The 12568-nt window shown below is 66.6% G+C and carries 11 protein-coding genes; 4 read left to right on the forward strand and 7 right to left on the reverse strand.

Annotated features, from left to right (window positions below; translation table 11 throughout):
• Window positions 1–9: 9 nt before the first annotated feature.
• Window positions 10–2112: a M3 family metallopeptidase gene (locus E7V67_026135; protein WUR13126.1), complete on the reverse strand. Its 2103-nt coding sequence runs from the start codon at window positions 2110–2112 to the stop codon at window positions 10–12.
• 181 nt (window positions 2113–2293) lie between these two features.
• Here E7V67_026135 and E7V67_026140 point away from each other — a divergent pair, with 181 nt between their 5' ends.
• On the forward strand, window positions 2294–3580 hold the full coding sequence (locus E7V67_026140; protein WUR13127.1) for a GMC family oxidoreductase: 1287 nt from the start codon (window positions 2294–2296) through the stop codon (window positions 3578–3580).
• 53 nt (window positions 3581–3633) lie between these two features.
• On the opposite strand, the gene E7V67_026145 is transcribed toward E7V67_026140, so the two are convergent.
• The 4 genes from E7V67_026145 to E7V67_026160 form a co-directional block, all read right to left on the reverse strand.
• Window positions 3634–4479: a type 1 glutamine amidotransferase domain-containing protein gene (locus E7V67_026145; protein ID WUR13128.1), complete on the reverse strand. Its 846-nt coding sequence runs from the start codon at window positions 4477–4479 to the stop codon at window positions 3634–3636.
• Window positions 4480–4627: 148 nt separating this feature from the next.
• The gene (locus E7V67_026150) at window positions 4628–5089 is read right to left on the reverse strand and encodes a host attachment protein (GenBank protein ID WUR13129.1); all 462 of its coding nucleotides are present in this window, start codon (window positions 5087–5089) and stop codon (window positions 4628–4630) included.
• A 93-nt stretch (window positions 5090–5182) separates the two neighbouring features.
• Complete coding sequence (locus tag E7V67_026155; protein ID WUR13130.1) at window positions 5183–5389, reverse strand: SlyX family protein; 207 nt, start codon at window positions 5387–5389, stop codon at window positions 5183–5185.
• On the reverse strand, window positions 5386–7458 hold the full coding sequence (locus E7V67_026160) for a UvrD-helicase domain-containing protein (GenBank protein ID WUR13131.1): 2073 nt from the start codon (window positions 7456–7458) through the stop codon (window positions 5386–5388). Before E7V67_026160 ends, E7V67_026155 begins: the two co-directional genes overlap by 4 nt.
• Before the next feature lie 118 nt (window positions 7459–7576).
• On the opposite strand from E7V67_026160, the gene E7V67_026165 reads away from it, so the two are divergent.
• On the forward strand, window positions 7577–8059 hold the full coding sequence (locus E7V67_026165) for an SRPBCC family protein (protein WUR13132.1): 483 nt from the start codon (window positions 7577–7579) through the stop codon (window positions 8057–8059).
• Here the strand turns inward: E7V67_026165 and E7V67_026170 are convergent, their stop codons facing one another.
• Complete coding sequence (locus E7V67_026170) at window positions 8060–9172, reverse strand: HD domain-containing phosphohydrolase (GenBank protein ID WUR13133.1); 1113 nt, start codon at window positions 9170–9172, stop codon at window positions 8060–8062.
• 113 nt (window positions 9173–9285) lie between these two features.
• Window positions 9286–10731 (reverse strand): dihydrolipoyl dehydrogenase, encoded by a 1446-nt coding sequence (locus tag E7V67_026175; GenBank protein WUR13134.1) that lies wholly within the window; start codon window positions 10729–10731, stop codon window positions 9286–9288.
• A gap of 121 nt (window positions 10732–10852) precedes the next feature.
• Here E7V67_026175 and E7V67_026180 point away from each other — a divergent pair, with 121 nt between their 5' ends.
• A complete protein-coding gene (locus E7V67_026180) occupies window positions 10853–11740 on the forward strand; it encodes an ArgP/LysG family DNA-binding transcriptional regulator (GenBank protein ID WUR13135.1) in 888 nt (295 codons plus the stop codon).
• 154 nt (window positions 11741–11894) lie between these two features.
• Window positions 11895–12563, forward strand: a complete 669-nt coding sequence (locus tag E7V67_026185) for a hypothetical protein (GenBank protein WUR13136.1) — start codon at window positions 11895–11897, stop codon at window positions 12561–12563.
• Window positions 12564–12568: the final 5 nt, after the last annotated feature.

A 12568-nucleotide genomic window follows, 5' to 3' on the forward strand; every position in this document is an offset into this window, starting at 1 on the left:
TCGTTTCCTTTATTGGGCAGTCAGGCCGCGGCGCTGCAGCAGCGGTTCGATTGCGGCATCGCGGCCGCGGAAATTGCGGAACAGTTCCATCGCGTCGGCGGTGCCGCCGCGCGACAGCAGCGTCTTGCGGAACCAGTCGCCGTTCTTGCGCTGCAAGCCGCCGTTCTCGTTGAACCAGACGACGGTGTCGGCGTCGAGCTTCTCGGACCACAGGTAGGCATAGTAGGCGGCCGAGTAGCCGCCGCCGAAGCTGTGCGAGAAGTAGGTGGTGCGGTAGCGCGGCGGCACCAGCGCGTAGTCCACCCCGGCTTCCTTCAGCGCGTCGGCCTCGAACTTCAACACGTCCGTCGGGATCTGGCTCGGCGTCAGCTGGTGCCACTTCTGGTCCAGCAGGGAGGCCGCGATGTATTCGGTCGTCACGTAGCCCATGTTGAACTTGCGCGAAGCGGCCACCTTGTCCAGCAGTTCTTTCGGCATCGGCGCGCCGGTCTGGTAATGCTTGGCGTAGTTCGCCAGCACCTCCGGCCACACCGCCCACATCTCGTTGACCTGGGATGGGTACTCGACGAAGTCCTGCGGCACGTCGGTACCGGAGAAGCGCGGATATTTCACGTTCGAGAACATGCCGTGCAGCGCGTGGCCGAATTCATGGAAGGCCGTCTTGACCTCGTCGAACGTCAGCAAGGTCGGTTCACCGGCCGGCGGCTTCGGGATGTTCAGGTTGTTGGTGACGACGCTTTGCGTGCCCAGCAGCGCGGACTGCGACACGAATTCGTTCATCCAGGCGCCGCCCTGCTTGGACGGGCGGGCATACATATCGGCCAGGAAGATCGACAGCTGCTTGCCGTCCGCGTCGAACACGTCGAACACGCGCACGTCCGGGTGGTACACCGGCAGGTCCTTGCGCTCCTTGAACGTGATGCCATACAGCTTGGTGGCGGCATGGAACACGCCGTTGATCAGCACGTTGTCCAGCTCGAAGTACGGCTTGAGCTGCTTCTCGTCGAAGGCGTAGCGCTGCGCACGCACCTTGTCCGTATAAAAATCCCAGTCGGCCGCCGTCACGGCAGCGCCGGCGACGTGCTCCAGGTCGGCGCCTTCGCGACGGGCATTGGCCACGGCCGGCTGCGCCAGTTCGCCCAGCAGCTTGTTGACGTTGGCCGTGGTCTGCGCCGTCTCGTCCTCCAATGCATAGGCGGCGTAGTTCGGGTAGCCCAGCAGCGCGGCCCGCTGCGCGCGCGCCAGCGCCAGCTGGCGCACGGTCTCGCGGTTGTCGAATTCGCCGCCACGGCTGCCGCGCGCCATCGAGGCCTGCAACAGGCGCGCACGCACGCCGGCGTCGGTCAGCTCGGCCAGCAGGGGTTGCCCGGTGGTGTTGGTCAGGGCGATGACGTACTTGCCTTCCAGGCCGCGTGCCTTGGCCGCTGCCGCCGCCGTGTTGATGGCCGCCTCGGACAGGCCAGCCAGCTCCTCGCGCCGCTCCAGCACCAGGGCGGCCGCGTTCTGCTCCTTCAGCACGTTCTGGTTGAAGGTGGTCTCGAGCGCGGCGATCTGGCCGTTCAGGGCCTTCAGTTTCGCCTTGTCCTGTTTCGACAGCTTGGCGCCGGCGCGGACGAAATCCTTGTAGTAGCGTTCCAGGAGGTGCTTCGATTCCGCGTCCAGCGCCAGCTTGTCGCGTCGCGCGTGCAGTGCCGCGACGCGCTTGAACAGCTGCGAGTTCATGTTGACCGTGTCACGGTGGGCGGCCAGCTTCGGCGACATCTCGCGTTCGATCGCGTCGATTCGCTCGTTGGTGTTGGCGGCCTGCAGGTTGACGAAGGTCGTGTGCACGCGGTGCAGCGCACGGCCGCTGCGCTCCATCGCGACGATCGTGTTGTCGAACGTGGCCGGCTGCGCATTGGCGGCGATGACGGCGATCTCTTTCAGGTGTTCCGCCATCGCGGCCTGGTAGGCCGGCAGGAAGTGTTCGTCGCGGATCTGGTCGAAGGGCGGGTACTGCAGCGGCAGCTTGCTGGCCTCGAGCAGCGGATTGGCGGCCGGGGCGGCATGGGACAGCGGGGACAGTGCCAGCGCCAGGCTGGCGGCAAGGACGAGCATTCGTGGAGAGGACATAGCGTCTTTCGGTTAAGTGGCCAGCGTGCGCCAAAGGCCCGGCCGGCGCCGCGTCCTTCATGGGGTCGCGCCGCGCACCGGGTCCACCAAAGCATGCCGCCTCTGCGGGCGGCATCAACCTGCGATGATAGCAGGCTGGTTTCACCGCGTCAGCAGCGGGCCTGCGTGCTACCATCGCGCCATGTCAGCACCTTTCCGTCACTCCTATGACGCCATCGTCGTCGGCAGCGGCCCCGGTGGCGCCAGCACCGCGCGCACGCTGGCGCGGCGGGGTGCGCGCGTGCTGATGCTGGAACAGGGCGGCGCTGCGCCGATCGCCGGCACGCTGGCGCAGATGGCCGGCATGGCGGCCGTGCCGGGCCGTGGCGCGTTCCTCCAGCGCGACGCTTCGCTGCTGGTGCGCGGCATCACGGCGGGCGGCAGCTCGACGATCAATTTCGCCACCGCCGCCCCGCCGCCGGCCGCGCTGTTCGCGCGCCATGGCATCGACCTTGCGCCGTACGCCGATGCGCTGCGCGCCGAGCTGCCGATGGCGCCGCTGCCGGACGAACTGATAGGCCCGATGGCCAGCCGCATCGCCGGCGCGGCGCGTGCCATTGGCCTCGACTGGCAGAAACTGACCAAGATGATCCGCCCCCAGGCATGCCGTACCGGCTGCTGGCGCTGCGTCTACGGCTGCCCGTTCGGCGCCAAGTGGACGGCGCGCGACCTGGTGGACGAGGCCTGCCGGCACGGCGCGCAACTGGTCGCGGGTGCCGATGTGCGCCGTGTCATCATCGAGGACGGCCGCGCCGCCGGTGTCAAAGTGCGCATCGACGGCGCAATGCATACGGCCACCGCGCCGCTGGTGGTGCTGGCCGCCGGCGGCATCGGCAGCCCGCGCGTGCTGCACCGCTCGGGCCTGGCGCCGGCCAGGGTGCCGTTCTTCAGCGATCCCGTGATCGCCGTGATGGGCAGCGTGGACGACATCGACGGCGGCGCCGAGGTGCCGATGGCCGCCGGCCTGACCTTGCCGGACGAAGGCATCGCTTATGCGGACCTGACGCTGCCCCGGCCGATGTACCAGGCCTTCGCCATGCAGGTGGGGCGCATCGACCGGCTGGCCGCGCATGCGCGCACGCTGTCGATCATGGTCAAGATCCGCGACGACATCGGCGGCGCCGTTGGACCCCGCTGGATCGGCAAGCCGCTGACGGCAGGCGACCGCGCCAAGCTGCGCGACGGCGTCGCCACGGCGCGGCGCATCCTGGCCGCGGCGGGCGCCCGGCACGTGTTCCAGAGCTGGCACTTCGCCGCCCACCCGGGCGGCACGGTGCGCATCGGCGCCGGCGTCGATGCCCACCTCGCCACGCCGACACCCGGCCTGTACGTGTGCGACGCGTCCGTCATTCCCGAGCCATGGGGCCTGCCGCCCACGTTCACCCTGCTGTGCCTGGGTGAACGGCTGGCGCGGCACCTGTCCGCGTAATGATGCGTTCGTGTCCCGAACGGGGTCTGACCCCGGGGTGAGACACGGGCTGGTCAGTTGGCAGCGAGGCGTTGCACCAGCAGCTTGCCCACTGCGGCCGCCGAGGCCGGGTTCTGGCCCGTGATCAGCTCGCGGTCCTGCACCACGTAGGGCGTCCACGGTTGCGCGTTGCCGCGGTAATCGGCCCCGGCCTTTTGCAAGCCCGTTTGCGGCAACAGCTTCATCGTGCCGCCGTTCAGCAGCGCCTTGGCCTGCTCCTCTTCCGTATTGCTGATCACGGTCATCCGGTAGCCGGCGTAGATCCACTTCGCTTGCACGGCCGGCTTGCCTGCTTCCAGGCGGGCGACGAACGCCGGGTCAAGCGTGGACAGCAGCGCGGCGGGGCCGTGGCAGACCAGCGCAGTGGTCTTGCCGCGCGCATGGAAATCGGCCAGCAGGCGGCCCAGCTGGGGGCTGCGGATCAGGTCCTGCATCGGCGCATGGCCACCCGGCACGTAGACCGCGTCATAGCGGGCGTAGCCCTGCTGCTCGACCCGCGCCAGGCTGACGACGGGCGAGCGCTCGGCGGACGTCAGCGCCAGCCGCTCCAGCAGCGCGCGGTAGTCGGCCAGCGCGGCGGCGTCGCCGCCGAAATACTGGGCGTCCAGCGACGATTTGTCGACGGCCGGGGCCCGGCCGAGCGGCGTGGCGAACGTGACCTGGTGGCCGGCGTCCAGCAGCATTTTGACCGGGACCAGCAGTTCGTTCAGGTAGAAGCCCGTGTCATAGCGTTTGCCGTCCTTCAGGTCGAGGTGGTGGGCGTCGGACAGCACGACCAGCACCTGGGCGGCAGAGGCGGGAATCGCAACGGACAGAGTCAGCAGGGCGGCGGCGGCGCCACGGAGAAGTTGGGCTTGCATGAAAGGCTCCTTGTGAAAGGGCCTTACTGTATTCGTGTCGCAAGCGGCTAAAAAGTGGGTGGGCGGAACATCATTTGTTCCGCAGAGGATAAGACACCGGGGACAGGCCGGTATGCCGCCCGGCCTGCCCCAGCGGGTTTCCCGACACTCAGGTCTGGTGCTGCTTCAGCTGCGCCAGCAGGTCATGGGGCGAGACATGGGTGTAGTCCTTGTTCAGCTCCTGGGTGATCGCGTTGGTGACCTGCTTGTCCAGCAGCTTGCGCAGCTGGCCCAGCGTTTCCGGCCCCGCCGCCAGGATCAAGTTCTGGTAGCGGTTCTGCGTATAGCCCTGCAGCAGATAGTCGGCCAGGCTGCGCACGAACAGCTCGGCCTGGTGCTCCAGGGGCGTCTGGTTCGGCTCATAGCCGCTGGGCTGCGTTGCCGCACCCACGCTCTTGATGCTCTTCGAGGCGGCCAGCTGTCCCAGCTGGTCGGTATCGATATCGGAGACGCGACCGCGCTGGGTCGGGTTCACCATATCCTCGACTTCCAAGAGGGCGCTGTTCTGATCCTTCTGGGCGTAGATACGGGCCCGGCCGTTATTCGCGGTGACGATCCAGGTAGTTTGCATATTTCCTCCTGCGGTGACATTGCCAGCCTACAGGATGCCTCAAGCGGGCACTGGGTGACTGCTCGTTTCGACCAGGAAACGCTATCCGGTGTCTCAGTAATGCGGCGGGCGCTCGTTGATCGGCGCCTGCGCCGCGTCGCGGGTGCGGATGCGCTCGGCCATGGCGGCGATCAGCTGTTCCAGCTTGTCGATCTGTTGTTGCTGTTCGTAGATGCGCTCGTTCAGGGACTCGACCAGGTGCTCCTGGTGGGCCAGCTTGATTTCGATGTCGATAAGGCGGTTCTCTACAGCGTCGCTCACGTGATTTCCTTCGTTTTCGGGGTGGCCAGCAGTTCCTTCATGCGCGCCAGGCGCTCGCGTGGACTGATGACTTCGGTTTCTTTCGGCGGCGCGTCGCCCACGTCCAGCTGCATCTCGGCAATGAAGCGCGACACGTCACAGTGCACGTGCTCGCCGCCGCGTTTTCTCTTCTTGCACCACGTCAGCTGCAACGTGCGCTTGGCGCGGGTGATGCCCACGTACATCAGGCGCCGCTCTTCCTCGATGCGCTGGGCCAGCGTCTCGACGGGCGCGTCCGGATCGCCCTTGTGCGGCAGGATGCCCTCTTCCACGCCGACCAGGAACACGTGCGGATATTCCAGCCCTTTCGAGGCGTGCAGGGTGGACATGCGGATCGCGTCCGGGTCTTCGTCCTTGCCTTCCAGCATGGACATCAGCGCGACCATCTGCGTCAACTCCAATACGTTTTTCTCTTCACCGTCGCGGTCCTTGCCGCCGCGGCCGCGGTCCTTCAGCCATTGCACGAAGTCCAGCACGTTCTGCCAGCGGCTTTGCGCGGCGCGCTCTTCCAGCGTGTCGTACAGGTAGTGCTCGTAGTGGATGGCTTCCATCAGGTCGTCCAGCACCTGCGCCGCGTTGTCGCCGCTGCCGGCCGGGCCGGGCCGGCTGGCGCGCGACTCCAGGTCGTTGATGAAGTTGCAGAAGTCGCGCAACGGGCCCAGCTGGCGGTCGGTCAGCTTGGCCTCGATGCCGCCCTTGAAGACGGCTTCGAACAGCGAGCACTGCCACTGGCCCGAGAACGCGCCCAGCACTTCCAGCGTGGACTGGCCGATACCGCGGCGCGGCGTCGTCACGGCGCGGATGAAGGCGGGATCGTCGTCCTGGTTCGCCAGCAGGCGCAGGTAGGCGATGATGTCCTTGATCTCGGCCTTGTCGAAGAAGCTCTGCCCGCCCGAGATCGTGTACGGAATGCGCTGGTTGCGCAGCGCCTGCTCGATCACGCGGGCCTGGTGGTTGCCGCGGTACAGGATCGCGTAATCCGACCATTTGTTCTTGCGCTCGAAGTGGTCGGCCGAGATCATGATGGCGACCTGCTCGGCTTCCTGCTCGTCGTTCGGCATCGCATGCACCTTGATCGGCTCGCCCAGGCCGTGCTCGGACCACAGCGCCTTCTCGAACAGTTTCGGGTTGTTCGCGATGACGGCGTTGGCGGCCTGCAGGATGCGCGTGGTGGAGCGGTAGTTCTGCTCCAGCTTGATCAATTTGAGGTCGGGGAAGTCCACCTGCAGGTTGGCCAGGTTTTCCACCGAGGCGCCGCGCCAGGCGTAGATGGCCTGGTCGTCGTCGCCGACGGCCGTGAACATCGGCTTCTTGCCCAGTCCCGTCACCATCAGTTTCAGCAGCTCGTACTGGCAGGTATTGGTGTCCTGGTACTCGTCCACCAGCAGGTAGCGCAGGCGGCGCTGCCATTTGTCGCGCACCGTCTCGTTGTCGCGGAACAGTTCCACCGGCAGGCGGATCAGGTCGTCGAAGTCGACCGCCTGGTACGACGACAGCGTCGCCACGTAGCTGGCGTAGATGCGGGCCGACTGCGCCTCGTCCTCGTCCTTCGCATTGCGCAGCGCCAGCTCGGGCGTGACGAGGCCGTTCTTCCACAGCGAGATGTCGTTCTGGATGCGGCGGATCAGCTGCTTGTCCGTCGTGATGGCGAGGTCCTGCACCAGCGAATAGCAGTCGTCGCTGTCCATGATGGAAAAGCGGTCCTTCAGGCCCAGGTGATTCGCTTCCTGGCGCAGGATCTTCACGCCCAGCGAGTGGAACGTGGACACCGTCAACAGCTTGGCCTGGCGCGGCTGTTTCAGCAGCTTGGCCACCCGTTCCTGCATTTCCAGCGCGGCTTTGTTGGTGAACGTCAGCGCGGCGATCGTGCGCGGATCGTAGCCGCGGTCCTCGATCATGTAGGTGATCTTCTGCGTGATGACGCGCGTCTTGCCCGAGCCGGCGCCGGCCAGCACGAGGGCCGGACCGTCGAGGTACAGCACGGCTTCGCTTTGCGGCCCGTTCAGGCCGAATTGTGGTGCATTGGACATGATGGCAGGAGGGATGAGCAAACTCAGCCGGCCATTGTACCGCCTCGGCCATTGATATTTGCGCCGCCGGAGGAATATAGTGCTGTCAACCACCCTCTTCGCCGCCGGCACCAGCACTATGAAATTCGAGCATCTGATTGAAATCAACGATCCGCTGAACCCGCTGATCGACACCCTCACCCACGAACAGCTGTGGCGTGGCCTCGTGCTGCGCGCCGAATCGCCCAAGCTGTTCGTGCCGCACCTGGACGAGTGCCACATCCAGGACCGCACCGACAAGGGTTTCAAACGCACGCAGCGCTATGGCGCGCTGGTGATCGAGGATACCGTCGTGCTGGAATACCCCGACCGCATCCGCTACGAGGTGGCGCCGCAGGGCGAGATCAGCAAGTCCAGCCTGACGATGACGATCGAGTCGCACGGCACCGAGCGGCTGTACGTGCGCTTCGAGTACGAGGACGCGCACGACGCGCTGGAAGACGAGGCCAACAAGATGTACGACGAGTTCCGCCGCTCCGCCTACCAGGAGTCGGACATCGACACGATCCGCGTGCTGCGCAGCCTGGCCGAGGAAGGCAGGCTGGATGCGACCTTGAACTGATCAGGGCAGCGCCGCCCGCCCCCACACCTGGTCCATCCGGAACGTGGCGTCGACCTGCTCGGCGCTGAGCACGTCGCGGATGGCGGACAGGTCGGCGCGCGTGTCGCGCTGCAGGAAAACGTCCAGCTTGGCGCCGCGCGGGCCGATGAAGGTCTGGACATACGGCGTCGTCGAGTTCAGGCCCTTGCGCGCCACCACGCCCACCTCCCCGTTCAGCAAGCGCACGTAGGTGCCGATCGGGTAGATGCCCAACTCCCGGATCAGCACGGCGCCCAGTTGCGCGTCCAGCGCGTGGCGCGCTTCCAGCAGGATGTCACGCAGGGCCGCGTTCGGCAGCATCGGCTTGCGGTAGGGCCGCGTGGAGACGCGCGCGCAGTAGCGGTCGGCCAGCGCGATCAGCTTGGCCGGGCACGGGATCGCATCGCCCGCCAGCCCGCGCGGGTAGCCGGAGCCGTCCTCGTTTTCATGGTGCGCCAGCACGCAGTCCAGCCAGACGGGGTCCTGCACGCCCGCCTGGCGCAGCAGCGCGATACCCCGCTCGGGGTGCGCCCGCACCAGCGAGCGCTCCGCGTCGGTCAGCAGGCCGCGCTCGTCCTGCAGTTGCAGCATGCCCACGTTCATCGTCAGCGCGGCCAGCAGCATCGACTGCTGCTCGGCCGGTTCGCGCTTGATGGCGCGGGCGACGATCAGGGCCACGACGGCCGTATCGATACAATGCCGCACCGCATACGACGCGGCCTGCTGGTTGTGCAGGATGCAGGCGGCCGCCACCTCGGGATTGACGTCGACCGCTGCGCGCACGAGGGCCGCCACCTGCTCCAGCTCGGCCTGGACGGCGCCGCCGCCGGCGACGATCCGTTGCAATAGCGGCTCGAGCGCGGTCAATGCCTGGTTCAACAGGCGCACGACCGATGGCGGCTCGGCCACGGCGGCGACCGGGTCGCGGTACTCGGGATCGTCGATGAAACCGCGCGCGACCAGCGCGTCCAGCTGGCTGTCGGACGTGGGCACATAGCCCTTGCGCACCAGCAGGGCGCCGTTGTCGCCGCAGACGTCCCAGGGCAGCAGCTCGCCGAGGCGTACGTCACCGTAGGTCAAGCGTCTGATGGTCATGGTGCCCTCTCCTGTGCTGGCAAGACCCTTCTTACCAAGGGTCAAGAGTCCATACCAAAATGCAATAGAGAACTGCCTTGAATACCACGACTGTTGTTTTCAGTGCAGCACCGTCATGTGCCGGGCGTGCAGTCGGGACAAGGCTGCGGCGCCTCCGGCGGCGGGTGTTTCAGCCGCTCGGCCAGGTCGCGCAGCGCCGTGCGCACCCCTTCCTCGACCACCGGGTGATAGAACGGCATGTCCAGCATGGCCGCCACCGTCAGCTGGGCCTGCACGGCCCAGGACAGCAGATGGCCGATGTGCTCGGCCCGTGGGCCGATCATTTCCGCGCCCAGGAAGCGGCCGCTGCCATATTCGCCGTACACGCGCAACATGCCGCGGTTCTGCAGCATCACGCGGCTGCGCCCCTGGTTGGCGAACGACACCATGCCGATGGCAAAGCGGCCGCCGTGGCTGCGGCACAGGTCGCCGTAGCCGGCGCCCAGGGTGGCGATCTGCGGCTCGGTAAACGCGATCGCCAGCGGCGTGCGGCGCAGCCCCGGTGTCACCAGCGGGAAGGTGCCGGCGTTGTGGCCGGCGATCTTGCCCTGGTCCGCCGCCTCGGGCAGCAGCGGCAGTTCGTCGTTGACGTCGCCGGCGATAAAGATCGGACTGGTGCCGCACTGCATCGTATGCTTGTCGTACAGCGGAATGCCGCGCCGGTCCAGTTCGATGCCGGCCAGGTCCAGCCGCAGCGCGTGGACGTTCGGCGTGCGGCCGATGGCGGCCAGCACGTAATCGTAGCGCTCGGTGCGCGTGTTGCCGTCGCCGTCGCGCGTCACCAGCGCCAGCTGCTGGCCGTCGGCCTGGACGGACACGACCTGGGTCTTGAACCGGATGTCGAGTTCTTCCTGCAGCACGCTGGCCGCGTTGGCCAGCACCGCCGGATCGGCCAGCTGCGCGATGCTGCCGCCGCGCGCGTACAGCGCCACGCGCACGCCCAGCCGGTGCAGCGCCTGACCCAGTTCCAGCCCGATGACGCCGGTGCCGATGACGGCGACGGAGCCCGGCAGGTCGGTCCAGTCGAACACGGCGTCACTGTGGATCACGCGCGGGCCCGCGGCCGCCCACTCTTCGGGCACGAGCGGTTTCGAGCCGGTCGCGATGACGATGCGTTCGGCATGCACGGTGGTGTGGTCGCCCACTTGCAGCGTGTCCGGCCCCGTGAAGCGGGCATAGCCGCGAATCTTGTCGTCGGCCGGCAGTTCCTCGACATTCTCGATCACGAAGCCGACAAAACGGTCGCGCTCGCGCCGCACCCGATCCATGACGGCGGCGCCGTCGATGCGCACAGTGCCGGGATGGACGCCAAAGCCGGGCGCGACCTGCAACGCATGCGCCGCCTCGCCGGCCGAGATCAGCAGCTTGCTGGGCATGCAGCCGACGCGGGCGCACGTGGTGCCATAGGGGCCGCCTTCGATCAGCACCGCATGCTTGCCGGCGGCGCGCGCGGCGCGATAGGCCGACAGCCCGGCGCTGCCCGCGCCGATCACGGCCACGTCGCAACGAATTTCCTTCATTTTGCCTCCAGACATGATGGGCCGAGTCTACACCGTTTGCCCGGCACGGCGCCTCAGCCATGCGAAGGGACCTGACAATATTAGCCTTGCTTATAATTTTCAATAACTATAAGCTCACCTTATGGACCAACTCGATTATCGCGCCCTGGCGGTGCTGGACGCTGTCGCCACCCACGGCAGTTTCGACAAGGCAGCGGCTGCCCTCGGCATCAGCCAACCGGCTGTCTCGCAGCGTATCAAGGCGCTGGAGGACGCGGCCGGCCGCCTGCTGATCGTGCGCAGCGCGCCCGCCGTGCCGACCGGGCTGGGGCAGCGGCTGATCAGCCACTACCGCAACGTCAAGCTGATGGAAGCCACGCTGGACATCGACCTGGGCAAGACGGTCAGCATGCCGGAATTGTCGGTGGCGGTGGACGCGGCCAGCCTGGCGACCTGGTTCCCGCTGTGCCTGCCGCCGCTGCTGACGCCGCCGCGCTGCCAGCTCGACATCCAGCTGGCGAGCCAGGACGAGGCGCTGCACCGGCTGCGCGAGGGCAGCGTGTTCGGCGCCGTGGTGGCGGAGGATGGCGCCGAGCTGAAAGGCCCCAACGGCACGCCGCTGGGCGGCATGCGCTACGTCTGCGTGGCCACACCCCAGTTTGCCGCGCACTGGTTCGGTGACGGTTTTACCCGCGAGGCGGTGCAACTGGCCCCGGCCGTGGTGCATGACCGCGAGCTGACGGCACGCTTCCTGGCCGAACATCTGGATACGACGGGCCCCTTCCCCCATCACACCTTGCCGCTGTCGACGGCGCTGAACGACTGCCTGCTGGGTGGCCACGCCTACGGCCTGCTGCCCTATCTGCAAGCCGCCAATGCCCTCGGCCAGGGTCACCTGGTCGACCTGCTGCCGGCCGCGTATGTCGATGTGCCGCTGGCCTGGCAGGCGTGGGAGCTCGATACGCCGTTTACGCGGGCGTTGTCGGAGCAGGTGGTGGCGGTGGCGCGGAAGTATCTGGTGCAGGATTGAAGAGCCGTTGAAAGCAAAAAAACCCGCCAGAGCGGGTTTTCTTATAGATCCGGGTGGTCCCGTCGAGCGGGACCAGAACTGACCTGGCGTCATCACCAGTATGGTGGCTGGGAGAGGACAAATCCAGGGCTGCAAACTCAGTATAGCATGGCTCATGGCATACTTCGAGGCGTGCGTCAGGGACTGGACGGACTTGGAAAAGCATTTTTCCGCAGCAAGGCTAGGGCGGTATCGCGCCTCCTGCGGCGGTGACGTTGCAAAGGCCGCGCAAGCCTACGTGCCTAATCTGACCTTGGCGGCAGCCATGGTACCGATGCTCAGCGTGCTCGAGATTGCGTTAAAAAACGGCATGCATCACCGCCTGGCAGTTCGCTATCAGCGCAACGACTGGTGGGAGTCCTGGGGCACTGATCCGCTATTCGCGCGCCAGCAAGATGAAATCGCGCAGGCAAAACTTAAACTACGGCGGCGTGCCGAATTGGCGACCCCGGACAAGGTCGTGGCCGAGCTGGCATTCGGATTCTGGAGTTCGCTATTCAATAAGCAATTCCAGGGCACGTTGTGGCATGAATTGCGCTTGGTCTTCCCACGCTGCCCCAAGCCGCTGCGCCAGAGGCATACTGTCTCGGCAGCGCTCAACCAGATGCGCGACCTGCGGAATCGTGTCTTTCATCATGAGCAACTTTTGTGGCTGACGCCATCGCTGATCGATCTGCATGGCAGGGGTATCGAGACGATCGGTTGGCTCGATCCGAAGCTGGTGCCCTGGCTAGCCGGTTTTGATCGCCTTCCAGCCACCTGGGCCGCGGTGCGCTCCGCCTGACCTGG

Origin of the sequence: [Empedobacter] haloabium, from assembly GCA_008011715.2 — a bacterium.
In the GTDB taxonomy this organism is placed as follows: Bacteria; Pseudomonadota; Gammaproteobacteria; order Burkholderiales; family Burkholderiaceae_D; genus Rugamonas; species Rugamonas haloabia.

Excerpts from the sequence above, each read along its gene's own strand:
- E7V67_026135 (WUR13126.1), bottom strand. The coding sequence starts at position 2,112 with ATGTCCTCTCCACGAATGCTCGTCCTTGCCGCCAGCCTGGCGCTGGCA.
- E7V67_026140 (WUR13127.1), top strand. The coding sequence starts at position 2,294 with ATGTCAGCACCTTTCCGTCACTCCTATGACGCCATCGTCGTCGGCAGC.
- E7V67_026145 (WUR13128.1), bottom strand. The coding sequence starts at position 4,479 with ATGCAAGCCCAACTTCTCCGTGGCGCCGCCGCCGCCCTGCTGACTCTG.
- E7V67_026150 (WUR13129.1), bottom strand. The coding sequence starts at position 5,089 with ATGCAAACTACCTGGATCGTCACCGCGAATAACGGCCGGGCCCGTATC.
- E7V67_026160 (WUR13131.1), bottom strand. The coding sequence starts at position 7,458 with ATGTCCAATGCACCACAATTCGGCCTGAACGGGCCGCAAAGCGAAGCC.
- E7V67_026165 (WUR13132.1), top strand. The coding sequence starts at position 7,577 with ATGAAATTCGAGCATCTGATTGAAATCAACGATCCGCTGAACCCGCTG.
- E7V67_026170 (WUR13133.1), bottom strand. The coding sequence starts at position 9,172 with ATGACCATCAGACGCTTGACCTACGGTGACGTACGCCTCGGCGAGCTG.
- E7V67_026175 (WUR13134.1), bottom strand. The coding sequence starts at position 10,731 with ATGAAGGAAATTCGTTGCGACGTGGCCGTGATCGGCGCGGGCAGCGCC.
- E7V67_026180 (WUR13135.1), top strand. The coding sequence starts at position 10,853 with ATGGACCAACTCGATTATCGCGCCCTGGCGGTGCTGGACGCTGTCGCC.
- E7V67_026185 (WUR13136.1), top strand. The coding sequence starts at position 11,895 with ATGGCATACTTCGAGGCGTGCGTCAGGGACTGGACGGACTTGGAAAAG.